The organism is Streptomyces sp. NPDC003027, assembly GCF_053591435.1.
Map to the genome: position 1 here is coordinate 208,706 of NZ_JBSFTU010000004.1, position 14,384 is coordinate 223,089.

Annotated in this window: 14 protein-coding genes and 3 pseudogenes; 11 read left to right on the forward strand and 6 right to left on the reverse strand. The window is 71.9% G+C overall.

Annotated features, from left to right (window positions below):
* Positions 1-331 precede the first annotated feature (331 nt).
* Both ACWDX6_RS05725 and ACWDX6_RS05730 read right to left on the reverse strand, forming a co-directional pair.
* Complete coding sequence (locus ACWDX6_RS05725; RefSeq protein WP_451483670.1) at positions 332-1,264, reverse strand: M56 family metallopeptidase; 933 nt, start codon at positions 1,262-1,264, stop codon at positions 332-334.
* A gap of 5 nt (positions 1,265-1,269) precedes the next feature.
* Positions 1,270-1,674 (reverse strand): BlaI/MecI/CopY family transcriptional regulator, encoded by a 405-nt coding sequence (locus ACWDX6_RS05730; RefSeq protein ID WP_451483671.1) that lies wholly within the window; start codon positions 1,672-1,674, stop codon positions 1,270-1,272.
* A 356-nt stretch (positions 1,675-2,030) separates the two neighbouring features.
* Between ACWDX6_RS05730 and ACWDX6_RS05735 the strand changes: the two genes are divergently transcribed.
* The 3 genes from ACWDX6_RS05735 to ACWDX6_RS05745 all read left to right on the forward strand — a co-directional run bounded on the left by ACWDX6_RS05735 (position 2,031) and on the right by ACWDX6_RS05745 (position 3,570).
* A complete protein-coding gene (locus ACWDX6_RS05735) occupies positions 2,031-2,606 on the forward strand; it encodes a TerD family protein (protein ID WP_451483672.1) in 576 nt (191 codons plus the stop codon).
* 81 nt (positions 2,607-2,687) lie between these two features.
* Positions 2,688-2,939: a twin-arginine translocase TatA/TatE family subunit gene (gene tatA / locus ACWDX6_RS05740; RefSeq protein WP_451483673.1), complete on the forward strand. Its 252-nt coding sequence runs from the start codon at positions 2,688-2,690 to the stop codon at positions 2,937-2,939.
* A gap of 49 nt (positions 2,940-2,988) precedes the next feature.
* Positions 2,989-3,570 (forward strand): TerD family protein, encoded by a 582-nt coding sequence (locus ACWDX6_RS05745; RefSeq protein WP_451483674.1) that lies wholly within the window; start codon positions 2,989-2,991, stop codon positions 3,568-3,570.
* 71 nt (positions 3,571-3,641) lie between these two features.
* Here ACWDX6_RS05745 and ACWDX6_RS05750 read toward each other — a convergent pair.
* Both ACWDX6_RS05750 and ACWDX6_RS05755 read right to left on the reverse strand, forming a co-directional pair.
* Positions 3,642-4,278 (reverse strand): annotated as a pseudogene (locus tag ACWDX6_RS05750) (sigma factor).
* Between the two features lie 163 nt (positions 4,279-4,441).
* Positions 4,442-4,646 (reverse strand): annotated as a pseudogene (locus ACWDX6_RS05755) (hypothetical protein); the annotation flags it as partial.
* A 299-nt stretch (positions 4,647-4,945) separates the two neighbouring features.
* Between ACWDX6_RS05755 and ACWDX6_RS05760 the strand changes: the two are divergent.
* Genes ACWDX6_RS05760 through ACWDX6_RS05795 form a run of 8 tightly spaced genes read left to right on the forward strand, consistent with a single transcriptional unit; the run spans position 4,946 to position 11,569 of the window.
* Entirely contained in the window at positions 4,946-6,505 is a 1,560-nt protein-coding gene (locus tag ACWDX6_RS05760) for an ABC transporter substrate-binding protein (RefSeq protein WP_451483675.1), read from the forward strand.
* A gap of 2 nt (positions 6,506-6,507) precedes the next feature.
* A complete protein-coding gene (locus ACWDX6_RS05765; protein ID WP_451483676.1) occupies positions 6,508-7,455 on the forward strand; it encodes an ABC transporter permease in 948 nt (315 codons plus the stop codon).
* Positions 7,452-8,270, forward strand: a complete 819-nt coding sequence (locus ACWDX6_RS05770; RefSeq protein WP_451483677.1) for an ABC transporter permease — start codon at positions 7,452-7,454, stop codon at positions 8,268-8,270. The genes ACWDX6_RS05765 and ACWDX6_RS05770 overlap by 4 nt, the downstream gene beginning before the upstream one ends.
* Positions 8,267-9,850 carry an ABC transporter ATP-binding protein gene (locus ACWDX6_RS05775; RefSeq protein ID WP_451483678.1) on the forward strand — a complete coding sequence of 528 codons (1,584 nt, stop codon included), beginning with the start codon at positions 8,267-8,269 and terminating at the stop codon, positions 9,848-9,850. The genes ACWDX6_RS05770 and ACWDX6_RS05775 overlap by 4 nt, the downstream gene beginning before the upstream one ends.
* A gap of 51 nt (positions 9,851-9,901) precedes the next feature.
* Complete coding sequence (locus ACWDX6_RS05780) at positions 9,902-10,153, forward strand: hypothetical protein (protein ID WP_451483679.1); 252 nt, start codon at positions 9,902-9,904, stop codon at positions 10,151-10,153.
* A 39-nt stretch (positions 10,154-10,192) separates the two neighbouring features.
* Positions 10,193-10,972, forward strand: a complete 780-nt coding sequence (locus ACWDX6_RS05785) for a phytanoyl-CoA dioxygenase family protein (RefSeq protein WP_451483680.1) — start codon at positions 10,193-10,195, stop codon at positions 10,970-10,972.
* A gap of 16 nt (positions 10,973-10,988) precedes the next feature.
* A complete protein-coding gene (locus ACWDX6_RS05790; protein ID WP_451483681.1) occupies positions 10,989-11,144 on the forward strand; it encodes a hypothetical protein in 156 nt (51 codons plus the stop codon).
* Between the two features lie 41 nt (positions 11,145-11,185).
* Positions 11,186-11,569 carry a Fur family transcriptional regulator gene (locus ACWDX6_RS05795; RefSeq protein ID WP_451483682.1) on the forward strand — a complete coding sequence of 128 codons (384 nt, stop codon included), beginning with the start codon at positions 11,186-11,188 and terminating at the stop codon, positions 11,567-11,569.
* Between the two features lie 67 nt (positions 11,570-11,636).
* On the opposite strand, the pseudogene ACWDX6_RS05800 reads toward ACWDX6_RS05795, so the two are convergent.
* A pseudogene (locus tag ACWDX6_RS05800) lies at positions 11,637-12,762 on the reverse strand (alkaline phosphatase PhoX); the annotation flags it as partial.
* Between the two features lie 176 nt (positions 12,763-12,938).
* Positions 12,939-14,267: a class I SAM-dependent RNA methyltransferase gene (locus ACWDX6_RS05805; RefSeq protein ID WP_451483689.1), complete on the reverse strand. Its 1,329-nt coding sequence runs from the start codon at positions 14,265-14,267 to the stop codon at positions 12,939-12,941.
* Positions 14,268-14,384 lie beyond the last annotated feature (117 nt).

The window sequence follows — 14,384 nt, forward strand, 5'->3', positions numbered from 1 at the left end:
TAGCCGCCGGTCCCTCAGCGGCCACTCTCGGGACGGTACGGCCTTGGAGCTTTCCAGCAGCATCGTCGGCGCGATCGTGATCGTCGCCGCCTGGGCCTTTTCAGCCGACTGGTCCCGCCGGGTTTCCGTGGAGGCGGGGTCCCGCGGCACGTCGTCATACCCCAGGTGTCACGGACACCACGGGCATCGAACGGCCCATCCCGCCTGCGCCGGCGGCAGCGGACGCGGCATCACACGAACGATCTGAGCTCTGCGACGCAGACCGCCTTCCCGCCCGGTGAGGGGCGGGAAGGCGGTCTGCGGATATCCCCGATGCCGTCGGCAACCCGGCTCAAAGCGGGGTCGCCGCCTTCAGGATGAAGAAGAGAGTGACGGCCGAGTTCGCCGACGACAGCGCCGACACCGTGGCCCCGGCGGCCGCACCCCAGGCAGCGAGGCCCACCGTCGTGGAGGCGGGCGGCCAGACCCGCTCGGCCGGAGCGGGCTCCAGCAGAGCCGCCACCCGGCGCGGCACCGGGCCCGCCACCGCGAATCCCGCCAGCGTCGCGATCGGCGCACCACGCGAGACGAGCGCCGCCTTGCCGATCGCCCGGGCCACCACGCGCCGACTGCCGACTGCCGCTGCCGCCTCCTCGTCGGCCCACCGCTCCGCGGTGTAGGTCACGGCGGTACGCAGCGGCCGAAGGAACGGATTGGCCCGCGCCGCGAGCTGCACCGCGAGCAGGAAACGGTGGTGACGACCCGACAGGTGAGCCCTTTCGTGGGCGAACAGGGCCCGGCGCTCGGAGGCGGTCAGTCCCTCCAGCATTCCGGTGGTGGCCACCACACGGCCGCCACGCCTGCCGGGGAGGGCATAGGCGTACGGCGCACGGTCGGGCAGCACGGCCACCGACCTGGCCGGCAGCGCCGCGAGGGCGTGCGTGGCGCGGCGGCGTACCCGGTGGTGGCGCCAAGCCGCCCTCGTACACGAAGCGAGGACGACGATGAGCGCGGGGATGGCGACCTTGCCCGCCACTTCGTCGTACGGCACCGCCTCACGCACCTCGGGGTCCGACCAGCCGTCGGGCAGCGGGTTGCCAGGAAGTTGCGCGGTGCCGACCACCATGAGCAGCGCCAGGCACAACGTGCTGCACACGGCGAGCACTCCGGCGACCGCCGTCAGCAGCCACGTGGCCGCGCGAGGATGCAGGTGCTGTTCGGCGAGCCGGGCGATCGGCCATGCGCTCAAGGGCAGGACGAGCGGCAGGAAGACGAAGACCCCCATGGCCGTCAGTCTTCCCCTTCGTCGGCCGCCTGCGCCAGCAGGTCCCGCAGCAACTGCTCGTCGCCCGGGGGCAGTGCGGTGACGAAGCTCGCCAGGACGGCCTCCCGGTCCGCCTCCGCGTCCAGTACCTTCCGCATGCGCAGGGCGGCCAGCCCCGCCTCGTCCGCGGTCGGCGTCCACTCGAAGGAGCGGCCCGCCCGTTCGCGGGCGACCGCGCCCTTGGCGTGCAGACGGGTCAGGATCGTGATCACCGTGGTGTAGGCGAGATCGCCACCAAGCCGCTCCTGCACCCACCCGGCGTTCACCGGCCCCGGGGCCTCGCGCAGCGCGGCGAGCACCTGGCCTTCGAGCTCGCCCTGGCCGCGTCGGCGAGGTTGCTGAGCGGCACCGCCCTGGTTCCGGTCCGTCACGCCATCTCCCTCCGCCGTTCGGCCCCGCGGATCTGCCGCAGGAGCGGTTCATCGTACTGAGTCGTGGGCTGCCTGTCGGTCCGAGTTCGGTGCGGGTTGGCGTGGCAGCCATATGCACCGAGCAGCCCGCGCCGCCGCCCTTCACGAGCCATCTTCTACCCCGTTGTAGGTTCGTGCGCCCGGCGGCACAGACCGTCGGGCAGGCCATGGAGCGCGGCCGGCAGGGTGGGGGGGGACGGGTTCCGGGCAGGCTCACCGGCGAAGCGCCCACAGATTTCTACACTGCTGTAGATTTGAGGGGCTCCACCTGGGCTGCGGACGGTGGCCCGGGTCTCGTACACGGGAAGGGATGCGACATGGGTGTCAGCCTCGCCAAGGGCGGCAACGTCTCACTCAGCAAGGAGGCCCCGGGCCTGACCGCCGTACTGGTCGGCCTGGGGTGGGACGTACGCACGACCACCGGCACCGACTACGACCTGGATGCCAGCGCCCTGCTGGTCAACGACTCGGGCAAGGTGCTCTCCGACCAGCACTTCGTCTTCTTCAACAACCTCACCAGCCCGGACGGCTCCGTTGAGCACACCGGCGACAACCTCACCGGCGAGGGCGAAGGCGACGACGAGGTCATCAAGGTCGAGCTGGCCGCCGTCCCCGCCGACGTGACGAAGATCGTCTTCCCGGTGTCCATCCACGACGCCGAGAGCCGCGGTCACAGCTTCGGTCAGGTTCGCAACGCCTTCATCCGCGTGGTCAACCAGGCCGGCGGCACGGAGATCGCCCGCTACGACCTGTCCGAGGACGCCGCGACCGAGACCGCGATGATCTTCGGCGAGCTGTACCGGCACGGCACGGAGTGGAAGTTCCGCGCGGTCGGCCAGGGGTACGCCAGCGGGCTGGCCGGCATCGCCACCGACTTCGGCGTCAACGTCTGACCCACCGCTTCCAAGGGCACGGGTCGCACCGCGCCCCGAACCGCCCACTGCCCCAAGGCCACTTCGAGAGAGCGGATACCGGTGTTCGGACTCAGCGAGCTCGCGATACTCCTGATCGTCGTCCTCATCTTCTTCGGCGCCAAGAAACTCCCCGAACTTGCCCGCAACGCCGGCAAGGCGGCGCGCATCCTCAAGAGCGAAGCCAAAGCGATGAAGGACCAGGAATCGCCCCCCGGGCAACAGCCGACCCCGCGCGTCATCAAGGCCGAGCCCGCCGACGGCACCGCCACGCCTCCGGGAGGCGCAGCGGGCAACGGCTCCCTACGAAGCTGACGCGCGCAACCGGATCATTCACACCCCGAACGAACGAAGAGGGCACCTCATGTCCGTGAACCTGTCCAAGGGACAGCAGATCAGCCTCAGCAAGTCCGACGGCGGCGCGCTGAGCGTCGTACGGATGGGCCTGGGCTGGAAGGCCGCGCCGCGCAAGGGCTTCCTCGCCCGGATGACCGCCCGCGAGATCGACCTGGACGCCTCCGCCGTGCTCTTCGCCGCCAAGCAGCCCGTGGACGTCGTCTTCTTCCAGCACCTTGTCAGCGACGACGGCTCCGTCCGCCACACCGGCGACAACCGCGTCGGCGGCGCGGGCCAGGGCGGCGACGACGAGTCGATCATCGTGGACCTGCAACGCGTCCCCGTACACGTCGACCAGATCGTCTTCACGGTGAACTCCTTCACCGGCCAGACCTTCGAAGAGGTCGACAACGCCTTCTGCCGTCTGCTCGACGAGACCAACGGCCAGGAAATGGCGCGCTACACCCTCACGGGCGGCGGCCGCCACACCGCCCAGATCATGGCCAAGGTCCACCGAGACGGCAACGGCTGGAAGATGGCGGCCATCGGCACCCCGGCCGATGGCCGCACCTTCCAGGACCTCATGCCGTCCATCGCCGCCCACTTGTAATCCGGGCAGCGGGACGGCGGTCGACTCCCCTGAGCATGCCGCCGTCCCCGCCGCGCCCGGCGTCCTCGGGCTCAGGCGACGGAACTCAACAGGGGCTGGGCGGTCCGGACCGGCGCTCGCCGTGGCGGCGGAGTCGGTCGCTCCCGGGGTACACCGACGTCTTCGGCGTCGTACAGCAGCTCGATCAGTGCCGTACGGGCGCGGGCGACGCGGGATCGGACCGTGCCGACCGGGCAGCCGCTGGCGAGGGCGGCTTCGGCGTACGGCAAGCCCAGCAGCTGGGTGAGGACGAAGGCTTCACGGCGTTCGTCGGGAAGCAGGGCGAGCAGTTCGGCGAGTGCGACGCCGTCGTCTAAGCCGGGGGTGTCGCCCCCCTGGGCCAAGCCGGGGGCGCGCGGCGGCGTATCGGAGGAGGCTGTCGACCACCGTGCGCCGTGCGATGGAGAGCGGCCAGGTGCGAGCTGAGGAACGGCCCTCGAAGCGGTGCAGACTGCCCAACGCTCTCAGGAACGTCTCCTGGGTCAGATCGTCGGCCGCCTGCGGGTCGGAGCTGAGGTAGATGACGTACCGCCGTACGTCGCGCTGCAAAGCCCGTACGAAACGGTCGACCGCCTCGGGGTCGCCGCTGCGGGCGGCGAGCGCCCATGACGTTATCGACGCGTCGTCGTGCCGCTCTCTGCTGGTACATCGCGGTGTGGACGGGAGCAGGCAGGGGTCATCGCCTGGTGCCCTTCTCGGAGTTCCGGTCCGGGCCCGCCTGCTGAGTCTCGGTCGGGCGGGTCCGGTGATGTCGCACGGCCGCGCGGTGCGTCGTGCGCGGTCGGTGCCCGAAGCGCGAGGCTTCGGGGAGCCGGCTGTCGGCTGACAGCGGTCCCCTGGGCGGACCCCGGAAGGTGAGGGCACAGGCAGGGAGCAGGCGGTATGGCGCGCGGACCGGGAATTCGCGGCAGCGACCGGACGCGCGGACGGTGCGGCGGTGTGGGCAGCCGCAGTGGCAGGTGGAGCGGGGCGACGAGCCAGCCGGCGCAGGCGCGGAGGATCCGGAAGGCCGCCCGCTCGCCGTGCGCGAGCCACAGGCGGCCGCCAGCGGCAGCGTGACCCGCATCCACCCGCCCGTGCCGGCAGTCGACTCCGCGCAGCTGCACATCCAGACCGTCCATCCCACCTCCTTCGTTCTCCGACATGAGTCGGAGGGAGGAGAGCGCTGGTTCCCGCCTGCGAGCGCCGACCGGACCCGGGCCGCTGGCCCACTGCCCATCAGTCCGTATTGACAATCATTTTCATTTCAGTAAGGCTTTCGGCGCCACGGCCCCGTTGCGCCTCCTGCCCCGGGATCTCCGTGCACGCGGTCTACGCCAAGTGATCTGGGAGCAGCATGTCGACATTCCGGAACCGCCGAGAGTTCCTCGCCCTGGCCGGTGCCGCCGGTACGGCCGGAGCCCTGGCCCTCACCGGTTGTGGATCCGGCGCCGGGAGCGGTCCCGCGGCCGACGGGAAGGCGGCGCCCAAGCGCGGCGGCCAGTTCCGTGCCCTGTTCACGGGCGGCGGCGAGCAGGAGACCATCGACCCGCACGCCGAGGCCCTCGCCATCGACATGGCGCGCACCAAGGCGCTGTTCGACCGGCTCGTGGACCTGGACGCCAACATGGCGCCGGTCCCCCGGCTCGCCGAGAAGTGGGAGCCCAACGCCGACGCGACCGTGTGGCGCTTCACCCTCCGGGAGGCGCTCTTCCACGACGGGAAGAAGCTCACGCCCGAGGACGTGCTGTTCAGCTTCGGCCGCATTCTCGACCCCAAGGCCACCAACCACTTCGCGCAGGGCCTGCTGTCGGTCATCGATCTGAAGAAGAGCCGGGGTATCGGCAAGAACACGGTCGAGATCGCGCTCGGTCGGCCGAGCGCCGAACTGCCCGCGCTCCTGGGCACGCTGGGCACCGCCATCGTCAGTGCCCGCTACAGCGACCCGGCCAAGCCCGTCGGCACCGGCGCGTTCCGGCTGAAGTCCTTCCGGGCCGGCCGGTCGTTCGTCGCCGAGCGGTTCGACGACCACTGGGACGGCGGGGCGTACGTCGACGAGCTGCGCATCCTGTCCGCCGACGCCGACGCGCGCGGCAACGCCCTGCGGGGAGGCGAGGCGGAGTACGGCTACGAGATGACGCCGACCTTCGCCCGTACCGCCGCCGCCGACAAGTCCGTCCGGATCGTCGCCGCCAAGGGCAGCACGGCCCACGCCATCGTCATGAAGTGCGACCAGGAGCCCTTCGACAACCCCGATGTCACCCGGGCGTTCAAGCTGCTGGCCGACCGGGAGAAGCTGGTCGAGGTCGTCCTGGCGGGCCAGGGCGTCGTCGGCAACGACATGTTCGGCAAGGGCTACCAGTACTACCCCGAGGACATCCCGCAGCGCACGCGTGACGTCGCGGAGGCACGCGCCCTGCTGAAGAAGGCCGGCGTGCTGAACAAGACGCTGTCCATCTACACCTCCTCGGTGGCCAACGGCTTCGTGGAGGCGGCGACCCTCTTCGCCGAGCAGGCCGCCGACGCGGGCCTGCGGATCAAGGTCACCACCGGTTCCTCGGAGACGTACTTCAAGGACCAGTTGACCAAGGGGGTGATGGGCAGCCACCGGTCGGGTGCCATGACGATCCCCACCTACATCAACGACCGGCTCCTGACGAAGTCGGCGTTCAACGCCTCCGGCTGGCGCCGCAAGGACTTCGACGCCACCTTCGCCAAGGCCCAGTCCACCACCGACGAGGGCGAACGCACCGAGCTCTACAGCCAGTTGCAGCGCACCCTCCACGATGAGGGCGGCCTGCTCATCTGGGGCCACCCGGACTGGCTGAACGCGGTCTCCTCGCGCGTACGCGGCGTCAAGGAGGCCCCGCCCAACACCCTCGACTCCGCCCGCTTCGACAAGGTGTGGCTGGCCTGACGATGCGTGGGTACGCCCTGCAACGCCTCGCCCTCGGAGCCGTACAACTGGTCCTGCTCACAGTGCTGGTGTTCCTGCTGACGTCGCTGCTGCCCGGTGACGCGGCCGACGTCCGCAACAACGAGGACGCCACACCGGAGCAGGTGGCGGCGCTGCGCGAGCAGCTCCAGCTGGATCGGCCGGCCCTGGAACGCTTCACGGACTGGGCCGGGGGTGTACTCACCGGTGACCTGGGCACGTCGCTGGTCAGCGGCGGCCCGGTGCTGGACATCCTGGCCGAGTCGGCCGGCATCACCCTGGTGCTCGCCGTAGTGACCCTCGCGGTGGTCGTCCCCCTCGCGGTGCTGCTCGGCATCGTCTCCGGGCTGCGGGAGGGCGGCCGCCTGGACCGGGCGGTCACCTCGGTGACGCTCGCCTTGAACGCCGTCCCCGACTTCGTCCTGGCGCTGCTGCTCGTGGCCGGTCTCTCCCTCCGGCTCGGCTGGCTGCCCGCGACCTGGGTAGGGGTGGGCGCGGCCGACCTGATCGGGCAGCCCGCGCTGCTGGTCCTGCCGGTCGGGGTGGTGGCGGCCCGCATGATCTGCCTGCTGTCCCGGCAGGTGCGGGCGGGCATGGTGACGGTCCTCAAGGCCGACTACGTCACCCAGGCGCGGCGCCTGGGCGTGCCGCGCCGGGCCCTGCTGATGCGGCACGTCCTACCCAACGCGGCCGTGCCCGGCGTCCAGGAGCTGGCCCGGGTGGGCGACAACCTGGTCGGCGGCGTGCTGATCGTCGAGGCGGTCTTCGCGATCCCCGGCGTGGCGACCGCGCTCGTCGACGCGGTCGAGGCACGGGACGTACCCACGGTCCAAGGCCTGGCCCTGGTGGTCGCCGCCGCGGCCCTGCTGTTCAGCCTGGCGGCCGATCTCGTCTCCCATCGACTCGTACCACGGATGGAGGTGCTCCGGTGAAGAGCGTGAAACTGCCGACGGCGCCGGTCGGCGTGGCGCTGCTCGCGCTGCCGCTGGGCATCGCCCTGCTGGGCCCGTGGTTCGCCGAGCCGGCCCGGCCCGGAGTGTTCGCCCCTTATGCGGCCAGTGGCGGCGAACACCCCTTCGGCACGGACGGGTTGGGGCGCGACGTGCTCGCTCTGCTCCTGCACGGCGGACGAAGCGCGCTCGGCATGGCGCTCGGCGCGGTCGCGGTCGCCTACCTGGTGGGCGGTGCCGTGGGCCTGCTGGCGGCCTCCGCCCGCCGCCGCTGGGCCGACGAGCTGCTGATCCGCCCCCTCGACGTGCTGCTCCCGCTGCCCACCCTGCTGGTGATCAGCGTGGTGGCGGTGGGCTGGCGCGGCTCCCCCGCCGCCATCGCCCTCGCCGTCGCGGCCGTCAACGTCCCGCCCGTGGCCCGCCTGGTGCGGGCCGCCGCCCTGGACGCGGCGAGCGGCCCCGTCACCGAGGCGCTGCGCGTGCAGGGCGAGTCCCGGGCCCGTATCCAACTCGACCACGTGGCACGCTCGGTGCTCTCCCCCGTCGCCGCCGACATCGGCACCCGCATCACCCTCGCGGTCTTCCTCGTCGGCTCGGCGAACTTCCTCGGCCTCGGCCTGGACCCGACCGCGCCCGACTGGGCGGTGAGCATCTCCCGCAGCCGCGAGGCGCTGCTGCTCCAGCCGTGGGCCGTGCTGGCACCCGCCGCGATGCTCGTCATGTTCACCGTGGGGCTCAACCTGCTCGCCGACCGCCTGCTGGCCCGCTCCCGCCGTACGCAGGAGGCCGTGCGATGACCTCGAAGACGCCCTTGGTCACGGTACGAGGGCTCACCGCGCGAGCCGGGGGCACCGCGCTTCTCGACACGGTCGACTTCGACCTGTACGAGGGTCACGTCACCGCGCTCGTCGGCCCCTCCGGCAGCGGCAAGACCACGGCCGCCCTGGCGCTTCTGGGCGAGTGCGGCCCCGGCGTGCGCCTCGGCGGGCGGGTGGAGGCCGGGTCCGTCACGGTCGTCGACGGGGACGGGATCACCGAGGAGGCGGCCACCGGCCTGCGCGGACGCCTAGTCGCGTACATGCCCCAGCATCCGGGCAGCGCCCTCAACCCGGCCCGCCGCACCGGCGCCGTCCTCACCGAACTCGCCCGGCTGCACCACCCGGCCGACCCGGCTCGGGTCCTTGCCGCCGACGCGCTCCAAGCCGCGCAACTGCCCACTGGGCGGGACACCGAGCGGCGCTTCCCGCACCAGTTCTCCGGCGGCCAGCGCCAGCGCGTCGCGCTCGCCCAGACCCTGGTGTGCCGGCCACGGGTCCTCGTGCTCGACGAGCCCAGCACCGGGCTCGACACGGTGACCCGGATGCGGCTGGCCGGGGAGCTGGCCGCGCTCGCCCGCACCGGGCTGGCCATCCTGCTGCTCAGCCACGACCACGACCTCGTGCGTGCCCTCGCCGACCACGTGGTCGTGCTCCGGCGCGGACGGGTGACCGCACAGGGCAGCCCGGATGACGCCCTGCCCGCCCGCCGCCGGGTTACCGCCGCACGCCACACGCCCACCGAGCCGGACGGCGCACCGGTGCTGGACGTACGAAACCTCTCCGCCCACCTCCACAGCCGGGGCCGAGGCCCCGTCCTGCACGGCGTCGACCTCCAACTGCCCGCCGGGGCCTGCGTCGGCGTGGCCGGCCTGTCCGGCAGCGGCAAGACCACCCTGGCGCGCTGCGTCGCCGGACTGCACGAACGCCACCGCGGCACGGTCCTCCTGGACGGCACCCCGCTGCCGGTGCTCCGCCGCCGCAGCCCGGATCAGAAGCGGCGGGTGCAGTACGTCTGGCAGGAGGTACGCAGCTCCTTCGACGAGCGGCGTCCAGTGGCCGAGCAGGTCGCCCGTACCGCCGTACGGCTGCGGGGCCGGGACGCGGGGGAGGCGCGGCGCGAGGCCCTGGACCTGCTGGGCCGGCTCGGACTGGACGCGGCCACCGTCGAGCGGCGCCCCGGCGGCCTGTCCGGCGGCGAACTGCAACGCGCCGCACTCGCCCGCGCCGCACTCGCCGCCCCGGACGTACTGGTCTGCGACGAGATCACCACCGCCCTGGACGCCGACGCCACCGAAGCGGTCCTCGCCGAACTCGCCCGGCTCCGCGAGCAACACGGCACGGCGCTGCTCTGGGTGAGTCACGATCTGGAGCTGCTCGCCGCGGTCGCCCACCACATCGTCGTCATCGACGGCGGCCACGTCGTCGAGACCGGCGCGCCCGAACAGATTCTCGACGCTCCCCGGGCCACCATCACCCGCCAGTTGGTGCGCGCCATGGACCTCGGTACGGCCCTGGCAGCCACCGACCGGGCTACCGCCCCGTCCGCGTCCAGTGCCTGACGCCCCGACTCCCCACGACTTCACCCATCAATACCTGACCACGGAGGACACATGAGCGACCCGACCGCAGCCGGCGCCGCCACGTCACAGCACGACGCCTGGGTCCTGCTCGAATCGCTGCCCGACACGCTGCCCCGGGACGAGATCCTCGCCATCAACAGCTCCAAGTCCGACATCCACACTCAGCGCACGTACACGTACAACGGCTGGACGTTCCAGTTGCCGCCCGGCGTCTTGGACTGGCCGCCCCACAACAGCGCACTGCTGCGCGACGAACCCCTCCTGGTCCCCGGCGCGGCCTGACCCTCCGCGCCCCCGTCCCCACCCGAAAGGTGCCGTGCCATGGTCCCCGACGACGAGCTCACCCGCGGTTACGTACTGCTTCCGCGGCTGTTCACCCCAGCCGAGACAGCGGCTCTGAGCCAGGCCGCGGAGTCCGCTCTCGGCCGGGTGACCAGGCACGCCCTGGAGGGGAAGACCGAGGTCACCGTGTGGCCGGACGGGCACCGGCTGGAAACGGTGGACGGCACGACCGTCCACTGGGAGCCGGACGCCCGCCCGCCCGCGGTGCGCAGCCTCTCACCGGTCACGCACCTGGACCCCGCCTTGGACGCCCTGTGGGCCGACGAACGGCTCACCGGGCCCATGCGCCGGCTGCTGGACGCCGACCGGCTGGGGCCGTTCACCTCGAAGCTCAACTTCAAGAGGGCGGGCGTCGGTTCCGCGTACCACTGGCACCAGGACTACCCGTACTGGTACTGCTGCGCGGGCCCGGCCGCCCGGGACATCGCCACCGCGATGATCTACCTCGACGATGTGACGGCCGACAACGGCGCCTTGACCATCGTCCCGGGAAGCCACCTGGCGGGCCCCGCCCCGCGCGACCGGGCCGAGCCGACCGGGCTGCTGGTCGACGCCGCGCGCACCGATGTCAGCGGGGCGGTGACCATCGAGGCTCCGGCCGGCTCCGTCCTGATGTTCCCCGGCCTCATCGTGCACCGCTCGGGGCCCAACACGTCCTCCCGTGACCGGCGCTCCCTGCTGCTGTGCTTCCAGCCCGCCGGGCGCCCGACGCTCGCGGAGCTGCCGTACCGGTCAGAGCTCCTGGCCGACCTTCCCTAGCCTCAACGCGGCCGGGATGAGTTTCGGCGTGTTCCTGGGGGCGGGCCTCGGCGGCGTCGGTCTCGCCCTCGGCGGATACCCGGGCACGGCCGCGGCGCTGGGCGGTCTGACCCTCGTGGCGCTCGTCTTCGCCCGCGTGGCCGCGCGCTCCACCCCCGCAGCGGAGGCATGAGGGAGTCCGTCGTGACGGGAGTGGCGAAAGTGGGCGAACGCATGACACGTCAGCGTGCCGCTGTCGTCCAGGCGCTCACCGAACGCGCCGACTTCGTGTCCGCCCAGCAGTTGCACGCGTCGATGGCCGAGGCGGGCGTCCGGGTCGGACTCACCACCGTCCACCGCACCTTGCAGGGCCTGGAGCGGGCCGGCGGCGCCGACGTCGTACGCGACGAGGTCGGCGAACGCCTCTACCGGCACCGGCCGGCCGTCGAGCACCGCCACTACCTGATCTGCCGCTGCTGTCGCCGTGGCCAGCAACTCGACACTGACGCGGTCGAGCACTGGGTCGCCCAGGTGACCCAGTCGACCGGGTTCGCCGAGGTCGAGCACACCCTGGAGCTCACGGGGGTGTGCGCCCGCTGCCGCTCCACCGCCGGCTAGGCGCGCGGTCGGTCCCCAAGATCCCGCTCGGTTCTTGGGGACCGACGCGTTCACGGGCCGACCGCCCTCACAAGGTGGTACGGAAGGGGCCGGTCACCTCGTAGGTGATGCCGCCGCTGCTGGAGCCGGATGTGCCGCGCTGGGAGGAGAAGTACAGGCGGTTGCCCGAGGAGTTGAAGGCGGGGCCGCAGATCTCGGAGGAGGACTGGCCGGTGATGCGAAGGAACGAGGCGACGATGTCATCGGGCGTGATGATGCAGATCTCCATGTTGCCGCCGTCCTCGGCGACGTACAGGTCGCCGACGCTTGCGGCGGTCACGTTGTCCACGCCGGTGAGCGGGGCGCCGGAGACGTTGTCGTCGTACACGACCGCGAGGGTGTTGGCGGAGGCGTCGTACGCCCAGACGCGGTTGTCGCCCTTGGTGGTGAAGTAGCAGATGTCGGCGCGGTAGTGGCAGCCCTCGCCGCCGTTGAAGACCTTGGCACCGGAGACCTGGTAGCGAGTGGCGGTGGGCGAGCCGTCGGGGTCGGGCACGTTGGCCCAAGACAGGACGCCGGACTCCTCCTTGAGCACCTGGAAGGCGCCGCTGGAGAGGACGCCCCACGTGGTGGGCACGAAGCGGTAGAGGCACCCGTCGCTCTTGTCCTCGGTCAGATGGATGACCTTGCGTACGGGGTCGGCGGCGGCCTCGTGGTTGAAACGGCCCATCGCGGCGCGGCGCACGGCCGGGTTCGTGCCCCAGGGGTCGGTCTCGTGGACGTTAACCCGTGTCGACCTCCTCGCACGACAGCCAGGTGTTCCACGGGGTCGCGCCGCCCGCGCAGTTGCCGTTGGTGCCGGACAGGATGCTGTACGCGCCGGTGACGGTGCCGCTGCTGTTGAACTTCACCGCGCTCGCACCGCCGCCGGCACTGCCGACCTCGGCGTTGGAGACGTAGATCCAGCCCGAACCGTCGGCGAAACAGGCGCCGCCGTCGGGGGCCTTGTGCCAGGTGTAGCCGGTCCCGGACACGGTCTGGGTGGAGCGGGCGATGACCCGGCTGGTGAAGCCTGCCGGGAGCATGATCCCGTTGGCGTCGGCCGACTGGAGGGCGCCGTACGAGGTGGTGCCGGGGAGGGCGGGGCAGGCGGCGGCCTGCCGCCGGAGAGAACCGGAGAAGGCTGCCGCGCCGACGCCGAGGGCGGCGGCACGAGTAGCCGGTCAACAGGCTTCCACCAACGACGGATACGCGGCCCGACCTGCCGCTGAGCAGCACTTCAGCGCGCCTGACAACCCATCAGAACGAGCGTCAAATGAGCGTCATCTCAGCGTCAAGATATCGCCGTAACGCCCACACCGCACATAATGCGCACTGACAAAACCGCAGGTCAGGCGTCCTTCTTCACCGGCTCCAGGATCGCCACGCACTCCACATGGTGCGTCATCGGAAACAGGTCGAACGCCCGCAGTGTCCGTACCCGGTAGCCGCCCTCGCGGAAGTACGCGATGTCCCGTGCCAGGGCCGCCGGGTCGCATGCCACGTAAGCGATGCGGCGGGCGCCCAGGCCCGACAGGTGCTTGACCGTCTGCTTGCCGGCGCCCGCGCGGGGCGGGTCCAGGACGATCAGGTCGACCTCGGTGATGCGGGTGCGCGGCAGGACGCTCTCGACCTTGCCCTGTTCGATGCGGACGCGGTCGTAGTCCTGGAGGTTGTGGCGGGCGTCCTCGACGGCGCGCTTGCCGGACTCGATGCCGAGGACCGCGCCCTGGTCGCCGACCCGGTCGGCGATCGCGCCGGCGAAGAGGCCGACGCCGCAGTAGAGGTCGAGGGCGGTGTCGCCCTTGCGGGGCATCAGGCCCTGCATGACGGCGAGGACGAGCGTCTGCGCGGCCTTCGGGTGGACCTGCCAGAAACCGCCGTTGCCGACGCGGTACGTGCGGTCGTCGGCGCGCTCACGGACGAAGGGGCGGCCGTGGACCCGGTGCACCCCGCCGTCCTTCTCGTCGACGCGCAGGACGGAGACCGGCTTGTCGAGCTCGACGATCGGCAGGCGGGCGCCCGGTCGCGGGGTGAGGACCACCTGGCGGTCGCCCGAACCCGAGGCGGCGATCGCCTCGATCGAGGCCATCCCCTCCCAGGTGCGCTTCTCGATGCCCAGCTCCGAGACGCCCTCGGCCGCGATCATGCAGTGGTCGATCACCTCGACCTCGTGCGAGCGGTGGCGGCGCAGACCCGCGTGGCCCTCGGCGTCGACGGCGTACTGGACGCGGGTGCGCCACTGCGGGACCTCGCCCGCCGGGAGCTTGTCGCCCTCGGCCGGCATGACGGTGCCGTCCCAGCCGGCCTCCTCGGGGGTGAGCCCGGCCAGCCGCTTCAGCTGCTCGGCGATCACCTCGCCCTTCAGGCGGCGCTGGGCGCCCGGCTTGGCGTGCTGCCAGTCGCAGCCGCCGCACTTGCCGGGGCCCGCGAAGGGACACGGGGCCTCCACCCGGTCCTTGGACGCCTCCACGATCGTGACGGCGTCGGCGCGCAGGAAGCGGGAGGTCTCCTCGCCCTCGGTGACCCGGGCGACGACCCGCTCGCCGGGCAGCGCGTGCCGGACGAAGAGGACCCGGCCCGCCTCCGTCCGCGCGATGCAGTGGCCGCCGTGTGCCACGGGGCCGACCTCGACCTCGTACTCTTCCCCGACCAACGAAGAAACAGGTGCGTTCTGCATGACGGGGTGACTCCAGAGAAAGAGAGAGGTGGGCTGCCGTAGCGGCAGCTCGTCCGTGACGGGGGACTTGGCGGTCGGAGGCGTGCTCGGCTGCCACCAGGGCAGGAGCGTGGCGGT

What these genes read in the sequence shown, in the direction of transcription:
- ACWDX6_RS05775 (WP_451483678.1), top strand. Translation starts at nt 8,267, where the DNA reads ATGACCTCGAAGACGCCCTTGGTCACGGTACGAGGGCTCACCGCGCGA.
- ACWDX6_RS05805 (WP_451483689.1), bottom strand. Translation starts at nt 14,267, where the DNA reads ATGCAGAACGCACCTGTTTCTTCGTTGGTCGGGGAAGAGTACGAGGTC.
- ACWDX6_RS05745 (WP_451483674.1), top strand. Translation starts at nt 2,989, where the DNA reads ATGTCCGTGAACCTGTCCAAGGGACAGCAGATCAGCCTCAGCAAGTCC.
- ACWDX6_RS05785 (WP_451483680.1), top strand. Translation starts at nt 10,193, where the DNA reads ATGGTCCCCGACGACGAGCTCACCCGCGGTTACGTACTGCTTCCGCGG.
- ACWDX6_RS05790 (WP_451483681.1), top strand. Translation starts at nt 10,989, where the DNA reads ATGAGTTTCGGCGTGTTCCTGGGGGCGGGCCTCGGCGGCGTCGGTCTC.
- ACWDX6_RS05760 (WP_451483675.1), top strand. Translation starts at nt 4,946, where the DNA reads ATGTCGACATTCCGGAACCGCCGAGAGTTCCTCGCCCTGGCCGGTGCC.
- ACWDX6_RS05795 (WP_451483682.1), top strand. Translation starts at nt 11,186, where the DNA reads ATGACACGTCAGCGTGCCGCTGTCGTCCAGGCGCTCACCGAACGCGCC.
- ACWDX6_RS05725 (WP_451483670.1), bottom strand. Translation starts at nt 1,264, where the DNA reads ATGGGGGTCTTCGTCTTCCTGCCGCTCGTCCTGCCCTTGAGCGCATGG.
- ACWDX6_RS05780 (WP_451483679.1), top strand. Translation starts at nt 9,902, where the DNA reads ATGAGCGACCCGACCGCAGCCGGCGCCGCCACGTCACAGCACGACGCC.
- ACWDX6_RS05765 (WP_451483676.1), top strand. Translation starts at nt 6,508, where the DNA reads ATGCGTGGGTACGCCCTGCAACGCCTCGCCCTCGGAGCCGTACAACTG.
- ACWDX6_RS05735 (WP_451483672.1), top strand. Translation starts at nt 2,031, where the DNA reads ATGGGTGTCAGCCTCGCCAAGGGCGGCAACGTCTCACTCAGCAAGGAG.